This is a genomic window from Mycobacterium gordonae, from assembly GCF_017086405.1.
In the GTDB taxonomy this organism is placed as follows: Bacteria; Actinomycetota; Actinomycetes; order Mycobacteriales; family Mycobacteriaceae; genus Mycobacterium; species Mycobacterium gordonae_D.
The window spans coordinates 2253296-2273627 of the sequence record NZ_CP070973.1; the positions used below are offsets into that span (position 1 = coordinate 2253296).

20 protein-coding genes and 1 pseudogene are annotated in these 20332 nt (G+C 65.7%); 11 read left to right on the forward strand and 10 right to left on the reverse strand.

The genetic code is table 11. From position 1 onward, the window contains the following. The first annotated feature begins 2 nt into the window (after window positions 1–2). Genes JX552_RS09880 through JX552_RS09890 form a run of 3 tightly spaced genes read left to right on the forward strand, consistent with a single transcriptional unit; the run spans window position 3 to window position 1755 of the window. Complete coding sequence (locus tag JX552_RS09880; protein ID WP_205877155.1) at window positions 3–293, forward strand: DUF1330 domain-containing protein; 291 nt, start codon at window positions 3–5, stop codon at window positions 291–293. Beyond that, a complete protein-coding gene (locus JX552_RS09885) occupies window positions 290–973 on the forward strand; it encodes a uracil-DNA glycosylase (RefSeq protein WP_205877156.1) in 684 nt (227 codons plus the stop codon). The genes JX552_RS09880 and JX552_RS09885 overlap by 4 nt, the downstream gene beginning before the upstream one ends. Next, on the forward strand, window positions 970–1755 hold the full coding sequence (locus tag JX552_RS09890; RefSeq protein ID WP_241010993.1) for an ESX secretion-associated protein EspG: 786 nt from the start codon (window positions 970–972) through the stop codon (window positions 1753–1755). The genes JX552_RS09885 and JX552_RS09890 overlap by 4 nt, the downstream gene beginning before the upstream one ends. A 15-nt stretch (window positions 1756–1770) precedes the next feature. On the opposite strand, the gene JX552_RS09895 is transcribed toward JX552_RS09890, so the two are convergent. The 4 genes and pseudogenes from JX552_RS09895 to JX552_RS09915 form a co-directional block, all read right to left on the reverse strand. After that, the gene (locus JX552_RS09895; protein WP_205877157.1) at window positions 1771–2289 is read right to left on the reverse strand and encodes a hypothetical protein; all 519 of its coding nucleotides are present in this window, start codon (window positions 2287–2289) and stop codon (window positions 1771–1773) included. A gap of 45 nt (window positions 2290–2334) precedes the next feature. Further along, the gene (locus tag JX552_RS09900; protein ID WP_205877158.1) at window positions 2335–3153 is read right to left on the reverse strand and encodes a hypothetical protein; all 819 of its coding nucleotides are present in this window, start codon (window positions 3151–3153) and stop codon (window positions 2335–2337) included. 2 nt (window positions 3154–3155) lie between these two features. Beyond that, window positions 3156–5506, reverse strand: a pseudogene (locus tag JX552_RS09905) (TPR repeat domain-containing protein). 20 nt (window positions 5507–5526) lie between these two features. Then, window positions 5527–5901, reverse strand: a complete 375-nt coding sequence (locus JX552_RS09915; RefSeq protein WP_205877161.1) for a hypothetical protein — start codon at window positions 5899–5901, stop codon at window positions 5527–5529. 207 nt (window positions 5902–6108) lie between these two features. On the opposite strand from JX552_RS09915, the gene JX552_RS09920 reads away from it, so the two are divergent. Both JX552_RS09920 and JX552_RS09925 read left to right on the forward strand, forming a co-directional pair. Further along, entirely contained in the window at window positions 6109–7035 is a 927-nt protein-coding gene (locus JX552_RS09920) for an NADP-dependent oxidoreductase (RefSeq protein ID WP_205878351.1), read from the forward strand. 13 nt (window positions 7036–7048) lie between these two features. Further along, a complete protein-coding gene (locus tag JX552_RS09925; RefSeq protein WP_205877162.1) occupies window positions 7049–7708 on the forward strand; it encodes a nitroreductase in 660 nt (219 codons plus the stop codon). A gap of 1 nt (window position 7709) precedes the next feature. Here JX552_RS09925 and JX552_RS09930 read toward each other — a convergent pair whose 3' ends face one another. The 5 genes from JX552_RS09930 to rpmB all read right to left on the reverse strand — a co-directional run bounded on the left by JX552_RS09930 (window position 7710) and on the right by rpmB (window position 11767). Next, window positions 7710–8540, reverse strand: a complete 831-nt coding sequence (locus JX552_RS09930; RefSeq protein ID WP_205877163.1) for an oxidoreductase — start codon at window positions 8538–8540, stop codon at window positions 7710–7712. Between the two features lies 1 nt (window position 8541). Next, the gene (locus JX552_RS09935; RefSeq protein ID WP_205877164.1) at window positions 8542–9786 is read right to left on the reverse strand and encodes a DUF1214 domain-containing protein; all 1245 of its coding nucleotides are present in this window, start codon (window positions 9784–9786) and stop codon (window positions 8542–8544) included. Beyond that, window positions 9783–10919, reverse strand: a complete 1137-nt coding sequence (locus JX552_RS09940) for a sulfotransferase family protein (RefSeq protein WP_431195975.1) — start codon at window positions 10917–10919, stop codon at window positions 9783–9785. The genes JX552_RS09935 and JX552_RS09940 overlap by 4 nt, the downstream gene beginning before the upstream one ends. 29 nt (window positions 10920–10948) lie before the next feature. Continuing rightward, on the reverse strand, window positions 10949–11392 hold the full coding sequence (locus JX552_RS09945; protein WP_205877166.1) for a nuclear transport factor 2 family protein: 444 nt from the start codon (window positions 11390–11392) through the stop codon (window positions 10949–10951). A gap of 180 nt (window positions 11393–11572) precedes the next feature. Then, the gene (gene rpmB / locus JX552_RS09950) at window positions 11573–11767 is read right to left on the reverse strand and encodes a 50S ribosomal protein L28 (RefSeq protein ID WP_205877167.1); all 195 of its coding nucleotides are present in this window, start codon (window positions 11765–11767) and stop codon (window positions 11573–11575) included. Between the two features lie 233 nt (window positions 11768–12000). On the opposite strand from rpmB, the gene JX552_RS09955 reads away from it, so the two are divergent. The 3 genes from JX552_RS09955 to JX552_RS09965 are packed head-to-tail and all read left to right on the forward strand — an operon-like array spanning window position 12001 to window position 16609. Continuing rightward, the gene (locus tag JX552_RS09955) at window positions 12001–13662 is read left to right on the forward strand and encodes a DAK2 domain-containing protein (protein ID WP_205877168.1); all 1662 of its coding nucleotides are present in this window, start codon (window positions 12001–12003) and stop codon (window positions 13660–13662) included. Then, window positions 13662–15899 (forward strand): ATP-dependent DNA helicase RecG, encoded by a 2238-nt coding sequence (recG, locus tag JX552_RS09960; protein ID WP_205877169.1) that lies wholly within the window; start codon window positions 13662–13664, stop codon window positions 15897–15899. Before JX552_RS09955 ends, recG begins: the two co-directional genes overlap by 1 nt. Next, window positions 15896–16609 (forward strand): HNH endonuclease family protein, encoded by a 714-nt coding sequence (locus tag JX552_RS09965; RefSeq protein WP_205877170.1) that lies wholly within the window; start codon window positions 15896–15898, stop codon window positions 16607–16609. The genes recG and JX552_RS09965 overlap by 4 nt, the downstream gene beginning before the upstream one ends. 72 nt (window positions 16610–16681) lie before the next feature. On the opposite strand, the gene JX552_RS09970 is transcribed toward JX552_RS09965, so the two are convergent. Next, on the reverse strand, window positions 16682–17530 hold the full coding sequence (locus JX552_RS09970; RefSeq protein ID WP_205877171.1) for an aldo/keto reductase: 849 nt from the start codon (window positions 17528–17530) through the stop codon (window positions 16682–16684). A 197-nt stretch (window positions 17531–17727) separates the two neighbouring features. On the opposite strand from JX552_RS09970, the gene JX552_RS09975 reads away from it, so the two are divergent. From JX552_RS09975 to JX552_RS09985, 3 genes are all read left to right on the forward strand, one after another. Continuing rightward, complete coding sequence (locus tag JX552_RS09975; RefSeq protein WP_205877172.1) at window positions 17728–18846, forward strand: alpha/beta hydrolase; 1119 nt, start codon at window positions 17728–17730, stop codon at window positions 18844–18846. Between the two features lie 73 nt (window positions 18847–18919). Then, complete coding sequence (locus JX552_RS09980) at window positions 18920–19693, forward strand: DsbA family protein (RefSeq protein WP_205877173.1); 774 nt, start codon at window positions 18920–18922, stop codon at window positions 19691–19693. A gap of 4 nt (window positions 19694–19697) precedes the next feature. Then, window positions 19698–20321, forward strand: a complete 624-nt coding sequence (locus JX552_RS09985; RefSeq protein ID WP_205877174.1) for a vitamin K epoxide reductase family protein — start codon at window positions 19698–19700, stop codon at window positions 20319–20321. Window positions 20322–20332 lie beyond the last annotated feature (11 nt).

The following is a 20332-nucleotide window of genomic DNA, read 5'->3' on the forward strand; positions in this document are numbered from 1 at the left end:
CGATGACCGTCTACGCGATCGCCCAGCTCAAATTCACCGATCGGGCGGCCTATGACAGATACCAGGTGAAATTCATGGACGTCTTCTGTCGCTACTCCGGCACGGTGCTCGCCGCCGATGAGTCGCCGGTAGTGGTCGAGGGGGCTTGGGACCGCGAGAAGGTGGTGCTGATGTCGTTTCCGGACGAGGTGGCCTTTCGGGAGTGGGCGCAATCGCCGGATTACCAGGAGATTTCGAAGGACCGCCACGCTGGCGCCGACACCGTGGTGCTGCTGGTGCAGGGGCTGTCGTGACCGCGCGCCCGCTCACTGAACTGGTCGACCCGGGTTGGGCCGCCGCATTGGCGCCGGTCGCCGACCAGGTGACCCAGATGGGACAGTTCCTGCGCGCGGAGATAGCGGCCGGCCGACGATACCTGCCCGCCGGTCCGAACGTGTTGCGCGCGTTCAGTTTCCCCTTCGACGACGTGCGCGTGCTCATTGTCGGGCAAGATCCCTACCCGACGCCCGGCCACGCTGTGGGCCTGAGCTTCTCGGTGGCGCCGGACGTGCGCCCGCTGCCCCGCAGCCTGTCCAATATTTTCGACGAGTACAGCGCCGATCTCGGTTTCCCACCGCCGTCCAACGGCGACCTGACGCCCTGGTCCCAACGGGGTGTGATGCTACTCAACAGGGTGCTCACCGTACGACCTTCCACTCCTGCCTCGCACCGGGGCAAGGGCTGGGAAGCGGTGACGGAGTGCGCCATACGCGCACTGGTAGGACGCGAGCAGCCGCTGGTGGCGATCCTGTGGGGGCGCGACGCATCGACGCTCAAGCCGATGTTGGCAGAAGGCAATTGTGTCGCCATCGAATCGCCGCACCCGTCGCCGCTGTCGGCGTCGCGCGGGTTCTTCGGGTCGCGGCCGTTCAGTCGTGCCAATGAACTGCTCACCGGGATGGGGGCCGACCCGATCGATTGGCGGCTGCCGTGACGACGACCGCACGACTGGAGCAGGTCGGCTGCATCTCACTGATCGACCTGTTGGGAATTTGCGAGGTACAGGGTCGGGACGGTTTGCCGTATCCGTTCTGGCGGACCCAGCCTGCCGCGGCCCCAGAGACGAATGCCTCCGTGGTGGCGGAGCGGTTCGATGGGGGAGACCTCACTATTTTCCAGCGGTGGGCGCGCGCCTATGTGGAGGCTGACATCTGGGTGGAGTGCCGGGTGAACTTCACTTCTGCGGATCCTGATCTGCGGATTCTGGCTTATCGCGCAGGTGATTTGGGGTTTCTCGCCTCCCAGCGGCCGGGTGAAGACGTTGTCGACGTGTTCGCGCTATCGCCCTATGACCTGGGCGCCGCAATCGCCGAATCGGTGGATTTAGTTGCCCCCGGCCAGCATTCGTCGATTGTGATTCCGGGGTACCTGGACAGGTTCACTCGAAATGTCCCCAGAGATGAGGGCGAGGACCATTTTGAGTGGCACGTGTCCTTGCGGGTGGCGCCGACGCGCCGACGCGAGCACGTGGTGCCGGCCGGCGACGTGGCAGCGATGACGACGTTGCAGTCCCGCTGCGTGCCTGCGCGCGAGTGGGGGGTCAATTGGGATGGGAGCGTTGCCGTCTGCGTGCGGCTCCAGGACGACGGCGACTACCTATTCGCACCTGACCTCGAACGGGCGGTGCCGGTGACGGAGCAGGGGCTCGCCGAACGTATCGACACTCTGATCGCCGAGGACGTCGCCGTCTTGCGCAGGCGTCGTGGTCTCGGTTGAACTGGGAGCAGGGTTTCAGTCTGTTGTTACCGGTGATCGACGTTCGGCGCGCCCACGTCGGATGCCCGAAATTGCGGCGAGGCTTGTGCACATCACCAGCACGCCGGTGGTCACGACTTCGGTGATCACAACGCCTGAGTTGAGGAAGGCTCGGTCAGGGTCGGCCGGGCTTAAGGCCGCTTTGAGGTCGCTGATCAAGAATGCCGGATGGGCCAGGCACGCGACCGCTGCGACGAACGCGACGAACGCGAAGACGGGTGCAACCAGGCCGAGCCGGCGCATTCGTGTCGCCGCCGCGACGGTGATGGTGGCCGCGACCGAGGCGGTCAGCACTGTCCAGCCCGGGACGGTGTTGACGAGGTGGCCAAGCGGTGGTCCGAACCTGTTGTTGTAATTGTCGTTGGGGCCGGTGTACACACCAAAGGCATTCCAATAGAGGCCGACGTCGTAAAGCCTTGCCCATGACAAAAATGTGAGTCCGGCTGATGCGATGCCCATGACGCCCGCTAATACCACGACTGCCTTATTTCTCAACTAAGACTCCTCCCAACTCCTGATGGAATGTTGCCGGACGTGCGCTCACATCTGGTTGGCTTTGATCCATTCGGGGAATTGCGGTTTGACCGGTTCGCGTGGCATCTGAAAATGGGGGTCGCCAGGCGGTGGGTTGAGAATGTTTTCACCGGGCGGCCGCCAGAGGTAGGGGAGTTGAGACTGCCACCAGTCTCCGCAGCGTGCCGGGATATCGCCGGGTTCGAAGTTGACCAGTTTGGTGATGTGCCAGCTCTGAAAGACGTTCCAGCTCGGTGGCATTTCGGCGCGGGGATCGACCCGATCGGGATGGTCGTCGACCAGGCTGGTGGGCTGGGTGTCGGAGGCGGGCCCGGATAACTCGATACGGTGGGCATCGCGCAGGGCGTTCGGGTTGAGTCCGGTGGTGTTGTCCGGTGCGGCAATCGTGTATCCGCAGACGATTGCCTCGATATTTGTGTGGTCGGCGGAGATCGTCAGTTCGGCGATGTGGAAAAACAACGTTTGCGGCGATTTGCCGATTTCGACGAAACCCGCCTCGGCCTGCTGTGTGGTCTCGAATCGGTAGTTCGGGTCACGGGGGTCCTTGGGCCCGCCGATCGCCGTCATGTATCCCGGGAAGGTCTTGTCCGGCCCGAAAACTTGAGTGAGGTACAAAGCTTCCCGGGTCGCGCGGATCAGTTCGGCCGGGCGGGAGAACAGATCGACGCTGGACCCGGCGGACCACACGTAGCTGAACTGCGGATGCAGTTGCTCGACGGTCGGGGTCGGTGAGCCCGGCTGCGGATCGTGGGGTGGATGTTCCGAGCACCCGGAAGCAGTGATGATTGCCACGGCCAGAATGCCAAGAATGCGGGTCAGCTTCACCGTCACTTTCCTTTGGGAACGATGACGCCGGTGACGGTCCCATAGCCGTGACTGAAGGATTCCCACGCGTCGTCACTCAAAGAATTCAGGAGAACTTGGTAGCCGTTCTCGATGTCAGCTGGGGCTATTCCTTGCTGTTGCCCCTTCGCGAGTGCTTGTTCATATCCGAGCACGTGCCCATCGTCGCCGAACGCCCACTGGTAATGGTCACGCATCTGCGCGGTAAACATTCCGGGCGGCACCTGCACGAGAGTTTGGTTATAAAGCCTCTCCCAGTTGGGTGCGGGGAGTTGGTCTACCGTGACGTTCTTGTCCGGCTCCTTACCCAGAAAGTCGTTCTTCAGGCCGTCCTTGATCTGATCACCGAATAGCTCGTCGGCGTAGCCGAACGCTTTACCGAATGGCCCGGCTTTCTTGATTTCGCCTTCCGCTACCCCGGCAAGTCGCTGCCAGGTATCCCACGCGTCCTTCTTGTGCTGCCAGACGTCGTGCAGATTGGCCTGATGATTGGTGGCATCGTGTTGCAGGGCTGTCATCAGCCCCTGGTCCAGGGCCCCCTGAATGATGCCCGAGGCGATCAAATGTGAACCGGCGTTGGGTGCGTGCGGGTCGTGGGCGAACATTCCCTCTTGACCGGTCATTGCGGCAACGGCGCCCGCGTTGAAGATCTCACCGGCTCCGGGATGGCTCGGGTTCTTGGTCAAATCCGAATCCATGATCGACATGATATTGACCAAACCACCGTGCCGGCCGTCGGTGTCGGCCCAGTTCTGTTCGCCCAAACCGACATGGAACCCGGCGGTTTGGCGGTCCGGCGGTGCGCCGGCCCCGGCCAGATCCGGGATATACGGCGCCATGCTGGTGGCGACCTGGCGCATCAGCTCGGGGTTGAGCTGTCCGACACTGTGATGGTTGGATCCCGGCACGTCCAGCATCAAATTCCGGGCAGCGTCGGTGCTCATCGCATGGGCGACGGCTTGCATGATCTCCCCGTCTCTGGCCGCCATGGCATAACCTGCGTGTGACTCGCCAGCGTGGACGAACTGCTCGTCTGGGTTGAACGTGAAGAGTGCTTTGGCGGCCGCCCCGCCGTCCGCCCAGGAGCGGTGAGTGAGCAGATCGGTGATGAAATCCTGGCCGTGGGCTGGATTGAGCACCGCATCGTGCAGCGCGATCTTGTCCGGCGCAATAGCTCGAAAGATGTCTTCGGTCACCTCCAGCGGCAGACCACGGCCGCGCGCAACGAACGCCTCTGTGCTCTCATTGTCGATACTCAGGTTCCCATTGAAGTCCTGCTCAGAGTGAACCTGCGCATGCAGATACTGGCGGCCGACATCCATCAGCCGTTGGTCCAGCGCTGACCCGGCCTTGAAGCGGTCATCGGCCATTCCGGCCACCCGGGCGATCGATTGGTTGTCCTTCACCCCGTTGAGGATTGTTGCGTTGATTCCCACCGATTTCGTGACCACCAGATCCCCGCGAGTCAGCGATCGCCGGTAGCTGTCGGGCAACAGCGCCAAACCACCGCTGGTGGGGATGTCCTGATCCCCGGCGATATTCGACGTCACCCGCTCGTTGGAGACCAGTTGTAGTGCATTGGCCACACTGTGGCGAGCGTCCGCGGGCAGGGCATTGAGAATCGCCTCGATTTCGTCGGGGTTTTTCCGTCCAAAGACCGAGCCAGCCCGTTCAGGTACTCCATCTGCGAGGCGGGGATGTTCACCTGATCGCCGGCTTGGAGGGCGTCGAGTTGCTCGGGGGTCAGTGAACCCGCCGCGGCCAACCGCTGAAGCTCTTCGGGCGTCAGATGTGAAGGGTCTTTCAGCAGATCTTTCGCGTCGGCGCGGGCCTGCGCACCGCCCAACGCCGCCGCGCTGGTGAACGCGGCCCGCAACTCTCCCCTCGTGGCGCTCAGCGCGTTCTTGACCGAGGTGTCGGCCGCTTCGGTGGCGTTGGCGGCAGATGTGATTCGCTCGGCGAACCGCCGCATGGCCTTCTCGTCGTCTTCGGTGGACTTGCCGGGCTTGTAGACACTCAAGTCCTCGCGCACGACGTAGCCGGCGTTGGTTGCCTCGGCGACAGCCGCGCGGGCCCGTTGCAAGGGCTCGTTGATGACGGCGAAGCCGTCGCTGGCCACCTTTGCGGCCCGGTTCAGGTGGCCGACCAACTGATGAGCCGCGCGCTGATCCGACTCGGCGCGATGCACTGCCGCATCGGCGGCGGCCCCCTCCCAATGCCCGCCGTTGACGGCGACCACGGAGGACCTGTAGCGCGTGAACAAGTCCTCGACCTTTGATCCCAACTTCGTCCAGCCATTGCCGATCTCGGCGAGCACCGACGGATCCCACGACATGATCTGGGAGAGGGAAAGCGTCACCCAGGTACGTTCCAGTCTCCGGTGGCGTTGGTGTACGCGCTCATCGCCGTGCCGACACTGACCTTCACCTCGTCGGCGTCACGGAACTTGTTGGCCGTGTCCGCCAGAACTCGCCCGGTCTCGTGCAGCCTTTCTTTGACCGCGGGAATCATTTCTCCCGCCACCAGGTCGTGGTCGATGCTCAGCGCCTCGGTCACCGCCGTGGGTACGTCTTTACCCATGCTGGTCAACCCGCGCTGAGCTGCGGTTGCGAGCGCCAGCGGATTCGACACCGACTTTGCCGTACTGAGCTCGCCAGCCTCGTCTGCCAGGCCGTACAACGCCTGTGCCAACCCGGCGAGGCGGTCCATCTCCACCCGCAAAATCGTCACGACTTCCCCCTGTCCACGACCCGATGCCCAGATCAAGACTTTAACAAGCGCGTAGAGTACAAATCGGCACGAATTGTCGGCCTCCCCTCAGATCGGATTCAGTGGGCGACGCCACTGCCCGGGGACGGTCCGCGCGCTGTATTAGCTCGGGCGAGGAGGGGCCGCCTTGCCTTGCGCTTCTGTCCGGGGGTGATTGCCATGGCCGAGATGACGGCTTTGCGAGCACACCGTCGCGGCGGCCCCGAAGTGTTGGCCGTCGAGTCCGCCCCGGTTCCGATTCCAGCGCCCGGCGAGGTGCTGGTCGCAGTGCACGCCGCGGCCATCACCTTCGACGAATTGACCTGGGAAGAGACCTGGACCCGTGACGGCGTCGATCGCACACCGACAATCGTGTCGCACGAGATGTCCGGCGTCGTCACCGAAACCGGTTCCGGCGTAACGGATTTACAACCCGGTGACGAGGTGTATGGACTTGTCGGCTTCGATCGCGACGGCGCCGCAGCGGAATTCGTCGCAATGCCGGCGTCCGACCTGGCCGCCAAGCCGTCGACCGTGTCACACCCGGTGGCCGCGGCGCTGCCGCTGGCCGGGTTGACCGCCCAGCAGGCCCTGGTCGACCACGCCGCTGTGCGCCCGGGTGAGGCGGTACTGGTGCATGGCGGGGCCGGGGGAGTGGGTGCGCTGACGGTCCAACTTGCGGCGCAGCTGGGTGCCGAGGTCACCGCCACCGTGCGCAGCGACACCGCTGAACTAGTCCGAGGATTCGGGGCCCGGCACGTGATCGACACGCGCTCAGACACATTGGACGGAGCTGTGTACGACGTCGTGGTCGACACTGTCGGTGGCCAGACCCTGGACCAGTCCTTCGGCGTGCTGCGCCGGGGTGGCCGCCTGGTGACGCTGAGCGCGCCACCGCCGCCGGGCAAGGCCGACGAATATGGCATCACCGCAACGTTCTTCATTGTCACCGCCAACCGAAACCAACTCACCGATCTTGTTCAACGCGTCGCCGGCGGCCGACTGCACGTGGCGATCGCCCGGACGTTTCCGCTCGCCCAGGGCCGGGAAGCGTTCGAGAGCGGTCGGCAACCGGGCCGCAAAGCCGGAAAGACCGTCCTGATCGTCCGAGACTGACAGCCCTGTCAGGATGAAGGACGTGTACGACCTCGAGGAGACCATTCGCCAACGCCGATCCAGTCGCATGTTCCTGCCCGAGCCGGTCTCGCGCCAGTTGGTGGAAGAGTCGCTCGAGCTCGCGATGCGAGCCCCGTCCAACTCGAATGTGCAACCGTGGCAGGTCATTTTCACTAGCGGCGCAGCCCGGGACAGACTGGTGGCGGCCTTGCTGGACAAGGCCCGTTCCGAACCACCGCGGGTTCCGCAATTACCGCCAGCCTTCGCTCACCTGCGGCGGGAGCTGGGCGCGCAGGTCTACGGTGCGATGGGCATCGCCCGCGACGACGCGGCCGGGCGCCAGGAAGCGGTGCTGCGCAACTGGGAATTCTTCCGCGCCCCAATCGGCGGAGTCGTATTCATGCACGAAGACCTGGATCTCGTCGACGGCATGGGTGTCGGGATGTTCCTCCAGAATCTGCTGTTGGCCTTGACCGCTCGCGGACTCGGCACCTGCGTTCAGGTTTCGATCGCCGGCTACCCGGAGATCGTCCGCGAGCAACTCGACATTGCCGACGACATGCGCATCCTGTGCGGTTTGGCGGTGGGCTACCCGGACCCGGACTTTCCGGCCAACTCCCTGCGCATCGGCCGCGACGGCATCGACCGGCACGTCAAGTTCTTCGACGAATGAGCTAATTGCCAGGGAAATTCACGTCTTTCGTCACGGCCTTCCATTCCTCGATCGACGCCGACAGCGCGGTGATCTTGTCCCGCATCGCCTTCAGCACGTCGCGGCCTAGCAGTAACCGCAATGGGGGATCGTCGAGTTCAGTCACCATGAGCACCGCCTCGGCGACCTTACGGGGGTCGCCGGGCAGGTGGTCGGCGAACTGCTTGATCAGGTCCTTGCGTGCGGCGACGTCGACGTAGTCGGCGATCGGGGTGCCGCTCTCCTTCATTGACCGGCTCGCCCAGTCGGTGCGGAACGCGCCGGGCTCGATGGCGGTCACCTTGATCCCGAGCGGTCGCACTTCGGCGGCGAGGGCCTCGGTCACCGCTTCCAGCGCGAACTTGGTCGAGGAGTAATAGGCATTCGGAGGGTTGGCGACCAGACCGGTCATCGACGAGATATTGACGATGTGGCCGGACCCCCGCGCCCGCATCGCCGGCAGCACCGCCTTGATCATGTCCACCGCGCCGAAGTAGTTGACGTCGAAGAGTTTCCGGACCTCGGCGTCCTCGCCTTCCTCGACGGCCGAAAGATAACCGTGTCCGGCGTTGTTGACCAACACGTCGATCCCACCGAAGGTCTGTTCGGCCGCGGCGACCGCGGCGGCGATCTGGCCGGCGTCGGTGACGTCGAGTGCCACCGCCAATGCGCGAGTGCCGAATTCGTCGGCGAGGTCCACCACCGCCTCGACGCGTCGCGCCGTCACCACCACACTGTGGCCCGCTTGCAAAGCGCCGCGGGCAATCTCGCGACCGAACCCGGTCGAGCAGCCCGTCACCAACCAGCGCGCCATCTCAGGCCGTCCCTTCCGGCAGGCGCCGCAGGTATGCCGTTCGTCGCTGAGCCAATTCCGCGGCCCGTAGCTCGGAGCTCACCCGCGGCAAATGAGGGACCTCGGAGTCGAGCCGGTCCAGCTTCACCACCCGCCCGTGCGCGCCGAGTCCCGCGCGGGGCCCCGTCGCACCGAACTCCGCCATCCGCAACGTCAGAATGGCTTCGCGCAACCCCTCGGTGTCGATCCAGTTGGCCGTCCCGGGATCAACCGGGGCGATCACGTAGGTGTACGTCCCGTCCTCGTTGGCCACCGACTGCGCCTTGTTGAGGCTGCCGGTGCGGTCGACGATGTCTAGCGTGGTGCCCCAGATGTTGCTCAACGGCACCGTGAAGTACTCGGCGCCACCGTCGTTGAGGTCGACGACGAACGCCTCGTCCGGAGCCAAGTCGACGCGGCCCATGACGTAGAACTGGTTGCGCATCGCGCCGTCGGTGTCCGCCGACCAGGCCAGGTCGAACTGGTTGGCCGGCATCTTGTACACGCCGTGGCTGAGCTTGCCGGTGAAGTTGGCGAAGTACGCCATCATCGACGCGGTCGCCTCAGCCTGCTCGTCGAGCGTGCGGGCCGGCGTCGACGGGGGGCCGCCGAGCCGTTGTATCTCAAAGTGATTGGGGTCGTCGCACCCCCAGTCGAGCAGTACGTCACGGATGTAGAACTCGTGTGCCTGCGGGGTGCTCTGCACGTGGTTGGGCCGGCCGTTGGCCGGATCGGCGTCGACGGTGATGGTGAAGCTGCCGTCGGAGTCGACCGCCATGGTGCGGCCGTTGAGCACGTCGACGGTGCCCATGTGCGCGTCCCACAGGGTGAAGTAGTTCTCGGTCATCCGGTGCTGGCCGACTCGGCCGCGGATCTCGTAGCGTTCGTCGCCCGAGATCGGTATCACCCGGTACACACTGTCGGGATTGTCGATGCCCCAGCGGGATCCGGGGATGCGCCGGCCGTCCACCGGGTGCGCCAGCCGGGTGATGCAGCTGACCTTGGGCCGCAGCGTGTCCTGGTTGGACGACCACACCGCCGCCGAGAACATCACTTCGGCGAAGGCGTCGTCGAACCGCTCACGCATCGCCTCGGAGGCCTTCGCGCGGCCCAGCCAGGTCTGGGCGACGTCGCGGTAGGCGGCCTGGACGGTGGGGTGCTCGATCAACTCCACGGCGGCCAGTTCCTGTTCATGCTGGGATGCCGTGGCGACCGGGTGGTCGGTCATACGCTGCTCCTGTCTCGAAAACGCCTGGTGTACTCCGCGAATCGTTGGTCAACCTGCTCGGGGCGCAACCCGTAGTCGGCCAGACGATAGGGCGGGCGCGCGCCTTCGCGGGGGCGCACCTGAAGCCAGTGCCGCATCGCGTCGCGGGCGTGATCGGTCAGCGGCACACCGATGGCGTCATAGACTCGGGCCACCTGCCCGATCGGATCTGCCGCCGCGTCCTCGTACTGGATGTCGGTGACGCATCCCGAGTCCCAGTTGTCCCGTACCGCCATCGCCCGGTCATTCGTCCACCCCATGCGCTGCAGCCATTCGGCGCCCACCCGGCGTAGATCGACGGTGTCGGCGTGCATGGCGTGCAGCGTGGCGTTCAGACTGGCTCCCGACGCGATCGTGGTTCGCGGATCGCGATGCAGATGGACGACGTGCAATCCGGGGAACCGGGCTGCCAGCAGATCGAGATACCCCAGGTGTGCCGGGGACTTGAGCACCCAGCGGTCGCCTCGCATCCCGCGCCGGCCTTTCTGCCACTGCAGAAACTGCAGCATCCGGTGCAAATAGTCATAGGCCGGCGTGAAGTCCTGCTCATCGAGCCAGGATCGGTAGTGCGGCAGGTGTGCCCCGGATTCGGGTATGTGCGACAAGAAAGCGTCGGCCAGGAAGACGATCTCTTCCTCGGCCTCCCGCGCGTACATCGGGTGGATGGTGAACAAGTCCGGTGCGAGTTCGCGCGACTTCGCCTCGCGCGCTTGGCTGATCGCGATGCGGGGGTCGGTACCGGTGAAGGTCTCGCCGAGCCTGGGCGCAACCTCGACCACCTCCCAGCCGTAAGCACAGAGGAACCTCGGGTCGGCGGCCAGCAGCCGCTGCACCAGAGTGGTTCCGCTGCGCATCATCCCGACGACGACGATCGGCGCGGCCACCTGTTCGTCGAGGATCTCGGGGTGGCGCCGGATCCACTCCTGCGCGCGTAGCCGCATCCGCAGGCTGTGCACGATTCCCGAACGCAGGATGTGCGTGCCGATCATATTGAGGTCAGCACGCGCATAGTCGGCCAGCAGCACCTGCAGCGCACGTTCGAATTCGTCTGCGCCCCAATCGGTCAGCGACTCCTTGCGTTGCGCCTTGGCCATGATCGCCGCGGCGTCGAAGGGCGTCTGCACTAGAACTTCAAGTGCTGGCTGACGTCGCCGACCTGGTCGACGAACATGGTGCGGCTGTCGAACCACCACTCTCCGTCGAGCCGGTGAAAGGTGTCCTTGTAGTGGCCGGTCACGATCACCTGCAGCGGCAGCTCGGGGGTGGCCTGGGTGACGCAGTAGTACGAGGTGCTGTGTGCCGTCCCGGCCGCGTCGTCGATGTGCAACTGCACATTGGTGGTGTTGTGTTTGGTCTTGGGGGTGCCGTCGTCATAGATCCGGGTGGCCATGTCATACATCTGGCGCACCCGGGCGGCGCCGGCGAACACCGTCTCCGGTGGACCGTCCTCCACGCCGCAGATGCGGCCGTGCTCGAAGAGCCGGGCGACGCCGTCGAGGTCGCCGCTGTCCAGGAGTTGCGCGTAGGTGTAGATCAGGTTGGTGATCGCTGTTGCGCTGTCACTCACGTGAAACCACCTTGGCTGTACTCCGTTGTTGACGCCAGATCTTTTGGTGACGTTACTTGGAGTCCGAGTCGGGACGGCAAGGGGCGAGGAGTAGCGCGTCATCGGGCCTGCAGAATTGCAGGCCCGCTCCCGTACTTTCGCTGCAGATTTACAAGGTGGAGCCCGCCCGCCGGCCAGAGCTCAGCCGCGGGTGACCTTGCCCGCCTTGATGCACGACGTGCACACGTTGAGGCGCTGCTTGTTGCCACCGGGACGGGTCACGGCATGCACGGTCTGGACGTTGGGGTTCCACCGGCGGCTGGTGCGGCGGTGGGAGTGCGACACCGACTTACCGAAGCCGGGGCCTTTCCCGCAGATTTCGCACACAGCGGCCATGGTTCAAACTCCTCAAGTCTCTTGCTGGGGGCCGGCGACCTCGTCAAAGGGTCGGCCGAAACTGAGCCGGAATAGCCCAGGATAGCCCAGGGGAGTCCCAGGATACCGACTCCGGTCGGCAACCACCAAAACGCCCCACGGCACCTGTCGCCCGGGCTGACTAGGCTCTTGCACGGTTACGCTGGCGCGCACTGGGGGGCGCAACAAGCCTGGACTGAGGAGGTGGGGTCGGGTTGGTCACGCCGGAGCGTCCGTTGGACGGCTTGGCCCTGCGGGACTGGGCGCATGCCGCCGTCGGCGACCTGATCACCCACATCGACGAGATCAACCGGCTCAATGTGTACCCGGTCGCCGATTCCGACACGGGCGCAAACATGCTGTTCACAATGCGCTCCGCACTGGCACAAGCCGACACGGAAGCCGAGACGGAGCCCGACGGCGACGTCGCCCGGGTGGCGGCCGCGCTGTCAGCCGGCGCGGTCACCGGTGCACGCGGGAATTCCGGGGTCATCCTGTCCCAGATCCTGCTCGGCATCGCCGAGGTGACCGCCGACGCCGCCGACGAATCCGGCGGCCACCTGCCTGCCATCGACGCAGCGACGCTCGGTGCCGCGTTGTGGCGCGGAGTCGAGCTGGTGGTGGCATCGATGGGAGGCGATGAGGTACGGGGCACCATCGTCTCGGTGCTGCGGGCCGCCGCCGTAGCGGTCGATCAGTCCGCGGCCGCCGGCGACACCCTGTCCCGGGCCGTCATCGATGCCGGCGACGCGGCGGTGGTGGCACTGGAAAAGACCACCGAGCAACTCGACGTGCTCGCCGACGCGGGCGTGGTGGACGCCGGCGGGCGCGGTCTGCTGGTCATGCTGGACTCGCTGCGGTCGACCATCACCGGCAGCGCGCCCGCGCGGTCCCTGTATGAGCCGTCGCCGCAGTCGCGGCCCGCCGACTCCGTCACCCGCGGTCCGGCCCCTCAATTCGAGGTGATGTACCTGCTGGCCGGGTGCGATGCGACCGCCGCCGACACACTGCGGGAACGGCTCGGCGAGCTCGGTGATTCGGTGGCGATCGCGGCGGCTCCGTCGGAGAGCTATTCGGTGCACGTGCACACTGACGACGCCGGCGCTGCCATCGAGGCCGGTGTCGCGGCCGGCCAGCTGAGCCGGATCGTGGTTTCGGCGCTCAGTTCCGGCGCCACCGGACTACCCGCGGGCAGCTGGACCCGCGAGCGCGCGGTGCTGGCCGTCGTCGACGGCGACGGCGCCGACGAACTGTTCGCCGGCGAAGGCGCCTGCGTGCTGCGGCCCGACTCGGGTGCCGACATCACCGCCCACCAGCTGGTTCGCGCGGTGGTGGACACCGGCGCCGCACAGGTGATGGTGCTGCCCAACGGCTACGTGGCCGCCGAGGAGCTGGTGGCGGGCTGCACCGCCGCGATCGGTTGGGGCGTGGACGTGGTCCCCGTGCCGACCGGATCGATGGTGCAGGGCCTGGCTGCCCTGGCCGTCCACGACCCCGAGCGCCAGGCCGTCGACGACGGCTACTCGATGGCCCGTGCCGCCGGCGCGGCGCGGCACGGATCGGTGCGCATCGCCACCGAGAACGCGTTGACCTGGGCCGGCACCTGCAAGCCGGGCGACGGCCTGGGCATCGCCGGCGACGAGGTGCTGATCGTGGCCGACGACGTCAACTCGGCGGCCATGGGTCTACTGGATCTGCTGTTGGCCTCGGGCGGCGACCTGGTGACGGTGCTGACCGGCTGCGAACTCGCCGACCCCGAGATCGAAGCGGTGGGCAAGGTCCTGGAGCGGCACATGCACGACCGGCATCCCGGCAGCGAGTTGCTGATCTATCGCACGGGGCATCGCGGCGACGTGCTGTTGATCGGGGTCGAGTAGTGGTCGGGCTGGGGGATCGGCTCGATCTGGTGATCGGTGCGAAATCCGCCGACCCGCTGGACGAGGTGTTCGGCATCAAAACCGTGGGCGACCTGCTGCGGCACTACCCGCGAAGCTACGTCGCGCGCAACGCCACCCGAGGCATCGAGGACGAGCGCCCCGAGGAAGGCGAGCACGTCACCATCGTCGACGTGATCACGGCCGCGTCGCCCGGCTGGATGAAGAAGCGGTCGCCGAACCAGAAACAGCGGAAATTTCTCCGGATCACCGTCGGATCCGGCCGCGGCAAGGTGACGGCGACGTTCTTCAACGCGGAATACATCATGAAGGACCTCACGGAGGGCACCAAGGTGATGCTCTCAGGAGAGGTGGGCTACTTCAAAGGAGCCCTGCAGTTCACCCACCCGGACTACTACATTCTGGATTCACCGCATGGAAGAAGCCACGGCAGCAAGTCGCTGCGCAGCATCGCCGAAGCTTCCCAGAAGTCACGTGGTGAAGTCGCGATGGAGGAGTTCGAGCGTCCGTTCTTCCCGATCTATCCCGCCAGCGCGAAATTGCAGACCTGGGACATCTATGCCTGCGTACGGCAGGTCCTCGCAGTCCTAGACCCGGTGCATGATCCGCTGCCGGCCAACCTGCGGCACAGATACGACCTGGTCTGCGAAGACGACGCGCTGCGCGACATTCACCTCTCCGACGAGGAATCCCTGCGCGACAAAGCCCGCCGCCGGCTGACCTTCGACGAGGCGGTCGGTCTGCAGTGGGCGCTGGTGGCCCGCCGGCACGGCGAGCTTTCCGAATCGGGACCGGCTGCGCCGCCGCGTTCGGACGGGCTGGCCGCCGAGTTGATGCGGAGGCTGCCTTTCGAGCTGACCGCCGGCCAGCGCGAGGTGCTCGCGGTGTTGTCCGACGACTTGTCCCAGACCCGCCCGATGAACCGGCTGCTGCAGGGCGAGGTCGGGTCGGGCAAGACGATCGTGTCAGTGCTGGCGATGATGCAGATGGTCGACGCCGGCTATCAGTGCGCCTTGCTCGCGCCGACGGAAGTGCTTGCCGCACAACATCTTCTGTCGATCACCAACGTGTTGGGCCCGTTGGCGATGGGCGGTCAGTTGGGCGGGCAGGACGGTCCAGGCTGGCAAGCCACCCGGGTGGCGCTGCTCACCGGGTCGATGACGGCCGGGCAGAAGAAGAAGGTCCGCGCCGAGATCGCGAGCGGTGAGGCCGGCATCGTGATCGGCACCCACGCGCTGCTGCAGGAAGCGGTGGAGTTTCACCGACTGGGCCTGGTGGTGGTCGACGAGCAACACCGCTTCGGCGTCGAGCAGCGAGATCAGTTGCGCGCCAAGGCTCCGGCCGGCATCACCCCGCACCTACTGGTGATGACCGCGACACCGATACCGCGCACCGTCGCCCTGACCGTCTACGGCGACCTGGAGACGTCCACCCTGCGCGAACTGCCACGGGGACGCCAGCCGATCACCAGCAGCGTGATCTTCGTCAAGGACAAGCCGACCTGGCTCACGCGGGCCTGGGAGCGGATCAGGGAGGAGGTCGCCGCCGGCCGTCAGGCCTACGTGGTGACACCGCGGATCGACGAGAGCGAGGCCGACGCAAAAAGCGAAGGGCGCCCGTCGGCGACGGCCGAGGGCACGTTCGCCCAGTTGCGCGCCAGAGAGCTGGCGGGCCTGCGACTGGGGCTGATGCACGGACGGTTGCCGGCCGACGAGAAGGACGCCGCCATGGCGGCGTTTCGCGCCGGCCAGATTGATGTGCTGGTGTGCACCACCGTCATCGAGGTGGGCGTCGACGTCCCCAATGCCACCGTGATGCTGGTACTGGATGCCGACCGGTTCGGCATCAGCCAGTTGCATCAGCTGCGGGGGCGCATCGGCCGCGGACAGCACCCGAGCCTGTGTCTGCTGGCGACCTGGAACTCGGAGGCCTCGCAATCCGGTAAGCGGTTGAAGGCCGTCGCGGCGACGATGGACGGCTTCGCGCTCGCCGATCTGGATCTCAAGGAGCGTAAGGAAGGAGATGTGCTGGGCCGCAACCAGTCCGGGCGCGCCATCACCTTGCGCCTACTGTCGCTGGCCGATCACCTGGACCTCATCGAGGCAGCCCGCGACTACTGTCTGTCCGCTTACGACGAGAACCCTGCCAATCCCGGATTGGCTTTGATGGCGGCGCCTTTCACCAACGCCGATCGTATCGAATACCTGGACAAGTCATGACCCGCAGGACGTTGTGGTTGCTGGCCACCGTCACGGTGCTTGCCGTCGTGGTCGCCTATCAGACGCTGGGAGCGTCGGCGGCCCGCCATGCCGACGAATTCGCCGCGCGCGCAGACGTTCCCACGGTGACGCCGGGCATGGACGTACTCGAAGGCATCGCCGTCGTTCCGCAGCGACTGCACCGCTACGACTATCTGCGGTCGGCGTTCGGGGACGCCTGGACCGACGACAACGACGCGCCTGGCGGCCACAACGGCTGTGACACCCGCGACGACATCCTCAATCGCGACCTGGTCGAAGTGACGCACGTCTACACCAAGCGCTGCCCGACCGCCGTGGCCACCGGGATCCTGCACGACCCGTACACCAACTCGGTCATCGCCTTCCAACGCGGCGCCAAGGTGGGTGAGTCAGTGCAGATCGACCATCTGGTGCCGCTGTCCTATGCCTGGGACATGGGCGCCAACCTCTGGCCCCCGGCGCAGCGAGTGCGTTTCGCCAACGACCCGGCCAACTTGCTGGCCGTCCAGGGACAGGCAAACCAGGACAAGGGCGACTCGCCGCCGGCCCTGTGGATGCCGCCCAACACCGCCTTCGCCTGTCAGTACGCCGTTCAGTTCATCGCCGTGCTGCGCGGCTATTCGCTGCTGGTTGACCAGCCGTCCGGGGACGCGCTGCGCCGCGCCGCGGCGACCTGTCCCGCCGGCTGAGGCCGCGACCGTGAATCTCCCGACGCAACACCCCGGCGCGGTGTCGCCGATCTCACAATCAACGGCCCCGACCTAGGCGCCGTCGTACGTTTCCGGGTCCGGACGAAGCCGGGTGCCGTCGTTCAGTCCGTTCAGCGCGTCCATGTGCTCGGTGGCCAGTTCGAAGTCGAACACGTCCAGGTTGCTGGCGATGTGCTCGGCGTTGGCCGAGCGGAAGACGACCGCGTTGCCCAGTTGAATGTTCCACCGCAACAGCACCTGGGACGCCGTCTTGCCGTATTCGCCCGCGACAGAGGTGACGGTCGGGTTGTCGGCCAGCTTGCCCAGCGCCAGCGGAGTGTAGGCCTGTGTCACGATCTGGTGACCCGCGTTTGACTTGCGCAGCTCGTCCTGATTGAGCAGCGGGTGCAGTTCGATCTGGTTGACCGCGGGCGTGACGAACGTCAGGTCGATGACCATCTCCAGATACTCCGCGGTGAAGTTCGACACTCCGATCGAGCGCGCATGTCCCTCACCACGCGACTGAATCAGCCCGCCCCAGGAATCGACGTACTTGCCCTGCGCCGGCGCCGGCCAGTGAATCAGGAACAGGTCGACATAATCGAGCCCGAGCCGCTCGAGGCTGGCCTTGCAGGCGTCCTGAGAAAGGTTGAAGCCGTGTTGGTCGGTGGCCAACTTGGTGGTGACGAAAAGCTCTGCGCGCGGGATGCCCGAGGCGGCGATAGCGCGGCCCACCGCGGCCTCGTTGCCGTAAACCGCTGCGGTGTCGATGAGCCGGCAGCCGATCTCGAGCGCCGCCGACACCGCGCGTTCGGTCTCGTCTTCCGAGAGTTCAGCGGTGCCAAGGCCGAGCACTGGGATCGTGTTCTCGTCGTTGAGGGTTATTGAGGGAACCGCCGCGGCGCCCGACTCGCCAGTCACTTAATTTCACCTACCTGTCTGAAGTGAATGCTCACCGATCTCGGGACCACGATATTACCGAGATGGATATGCCACCTAATCAACCCTCGGCCGAGTGTCCGAATTCGCCAACCAGGTCACGACGTACAGTTGGTCGCGGGGTACGCCGAAAGCGGCGAGTCGTTGAGCGTCACCAAAGTTCTTGTAGGGAGCGGCGCATGACCAAAAGTCTGCCAGGCACGCATGACCTCCATATCGGAGCAACGCGTGTACCGACCGGGTGGTTGACGCGCGCCCAGAACACCGTCACCACCACTGGCGTCAAAGTCATCCCGTGGATCCCGTCAGTCGTCAAACGGCTGTTGACGCGGGGCCGTTCGGTGGTCATCGACGGCAACACCCTCGATCCGACGTTGCAGTTGATGCTGACGGGAATGCGCGCCGTCGGTATCGACGGCCTGGTGGTCGACGACGATCCCGGGGCCTCCCGCGACCTGATGCACCAGACCATGGTGGAGCTTCCCGGGCCGCAGATCCACGTCGAGGTGGATGAGATCTCGATCCCCGGGCCCGCCGGCGAGATCCGGGCGCGGCACTACCGTCCGCCCAACGGTGACTCCGCGCCGTTGCTTGTCTTCTACCACGGTGGCGGATGGGTGATCGGCGACCTGGACACCCATGACGCGCTGTGCCGCCTGACGTGCCGCGACGCCGGCACGCACGTGTTGTCCGTCGACTACCGGCTGGCGCCGGAGCATCCCGCCCCGGCCGCCATCGAGGATGCGTTCGCCGCATTCCAGTGGGCCTGCGAGCACGCCGCCGAACTCGGCGCGGCTCCCGGGAGGGTCGCCGTCGGCGGCGACAGCGCGGGCGGCAACCTGGCGGCCGTGGTGAGCCAGCTGGCCCGCGACAGCGGTGGCCCCACCCCGATGCTGCAGTGGCTGATCTACCCGCGTACCGACTTCTCGGTCAAGACCCGATCGATGAGCCTGTTCGCGCGCGGCTTCCTGCTGACCAAGCGTGACATGGACTACTTCGAGGCGCAGTACCTGCGAAGGTCCGGGATCGACACCAGGGATCCGCGGGTGTCGCCGGCGCTGGCCGATTCGTTGTCCGGCCTGGCGCCCGCACTGATCGCGGTCGCCGGATTCGACCCGTTGCGCGACGAGGGCCAGGACTACGCCGCGGCATTGCGAGCCGCCGGCACCGACGTCGACCTGCGCTCCATGGGTTCGTTGACGCACGGTTTCGCCAATCTGTTCCAGCTGGGCGGTGGCAGCGCGGTAGGGACGGCCGAGCTGATTTCGGCGTTGCGGGCGCACCTGAGCCGGTGCTGACCCGCTTTACCAGTGCCGTCGGTAGTCTAGAGGCGCCCGATGGCGGGTGAAGTCAACGAAACGTGAGGATCTCGTGGCCGACAAACCCAAGCGCCCCGCTCGACTCGACCTGAAATCAGGGTCCGGCGACGGCAAGTTCGGCAGGCTCATCCAGATCGGCGGCACGGCGGTAGTGGTGATCTTCGCCGTTGTCCTGGTCTTCTACATCGTCAACTCCAACCACAAGAAGTCCGTGGTCAGCGGGGAAAATGCGGTGCGCGTGACGTCGAGCAAGCTGGTCACCGACAATGGCCAGCCCAATGGCAAGCCCAAAGCGGTAGTGGCCTTCTACGAGGACTTCCTGTGTCCGGCGTGCGGCAACTTCGAGCGTGGCTTCGGCCCCACCGTCTCCAAGCTGATCGACATCGGCGCGATCGCCGCGGACTACTCCATGGTCACGATTCTGGACAGCCCGCGCACCCAGAACTATTCCTCACGTGCGGCCGCGGCGGCCTACTGCGTCGCCGACGAGTCCATCGAAGCGTTCCGCCGCTTCCACTCGGCGCTGTACAGCAAGGACATCCAGCCGGAAGAGACGGGAACGAAATTTCCCGACAATGCGCGACTGATCGAGATCGCCCGCGAGGCGGGTGCGGCGGGCAAGGTGCCGGACTGCATCAACAGCGGCAAGTACATCTCGAAGGTCACCGGACTGGCGGCCGCCAGCAACATCCGCGCAACCCCGACGGTCCGGATCAACGGCGACGAGTACGACCCGTCGACCCCGGACGCCCTGGTCGCCAAGATCAGGGAGATCGTCGGCAACATCCCCGGCATGGACGAGGCTTCGGCCGCCGCAAAGGCGTAATTGCATGTCAGTCGATGTCGCCACCGAGGAGCCCGGCGATCTGAAATCGGCCGTCCCGCCGGTGCCCCGGCTGAGCGCCTGGTGGGTGCTGATCGGCGGGGTGATCGGCCTGCTCTCCTCGATCACGCTGACCGTGGAGAAGATCGAACTGCTGCGCAACGCCGCATACGTGCCGACCTGCAACATCAACCCGATCTTGTCGTGCGGCTCGGTGATGGTGACCAAGCAGGCGTCAGTGCTCGGCTTCCCCAATCCGCTGCTGGGCATCGCCGGGTTCACCGTGGTGGTGGTCACCGGAGTGCTGGCTGTGGCGAAAGTGCCGTTGCCCCGGTGGTATTGGACTGGCCTCGAGGTCGGACTAGCGATCGGTACGGTGTTCGTGCACTGGCTGATCTTCCAGAGCCTGTACCGGATCGGGGCCCTCTGCCCGTACTGCATGGTGGTGTGGGCGATGACCATCACGCTGTTGGTAGTGGCGGCGTCCATCTTGCTGCGTCCGACTCTCGACGACCGCGGCGTGTTGCGGTTCCTGTTCGGGTGGCGGTGGTCACTTGTCACCTTCTGGTTCACCGCGGTCTTCCTACTGATCCTGGTCCGCTTCTGGTACTACTGGTCGACGCTCATCTGAGTAAGGGGTCA

Excerpts from the sequence above, each read along its gene's own strand:
- JX552_RS09880 (WP_205877155.1), top strand. The coding sequence starts at position 3 with ATGACCGTCTACGCGATCGCCCAGCTCAAATTCACCGATCGGGCGGCC.
- JX552_RS09920 (WP_205878351.1), top strand. The coding sequence starts at position 6,109 with ATGACGGCTTTGCGAGCACACCGTCGCGGCGGCCCCGAAGTGTTGGCC.
- JX552_RS09925 (WP_205877162.1), top strand. The coding sequence starts at position 7,049 with ATGAAGGACGTGTACGACCTCGAGGAGACCATTCGCCAACGCCGATCC.
- JX552_RS09930 (WP_205877163.1), bottom strand. The coding sequence starts at position 8,540 with ATGGCGCGCTGGTTGGTGACGGGCTGCTCGACCGGGTTCGGTCGCGAG.
- JX552_RS09935 (WP_205877164.1), bottom strand. The coding sequence starts at position 9,786 with ATGACCGACCACCCGGTCGCCACGGCATCCCAGCATGAACAGGAACTG.
- JX552_RS09940 (WP_431195975.1), bottom strand. The coding sequence starts at position 10,919 with ATGGCCAAGGCGCAACGCAAGGAGTCGCTGACCGATTGGGGCGCAGAC.
- rpmB (WP_205877167.1), bottom strand. The coding sequence starts at position 11,767 with ATGGCCGCTGTGTGCGAAATCTGCGGGAAAGGCCCCGGCTTCGGTAAG.
- JX552_RS09965 (WP_205877170.1), top strand. The coding sequence starts at position 15,896 with ATGACCCGCAGGACGTTGTGGTTGCTGGCCACCGTCACGGTGCTTGCC.
- JX552_RS09975 (WP_205877172.1), top strand. The coding sequence starts at position 17,728 with ATGACCAAAAGTCTGCCAGGCACGCATGACCTCCATATCGGAGCAACG.
- JX552_RS09985 (WP_205877174.1), top strand. The coding sequence starts at position 19,698 with ATGTCAGTCGATGTCGCCACCGAGGAGCCCGGCGATCTGAAATCGGCC.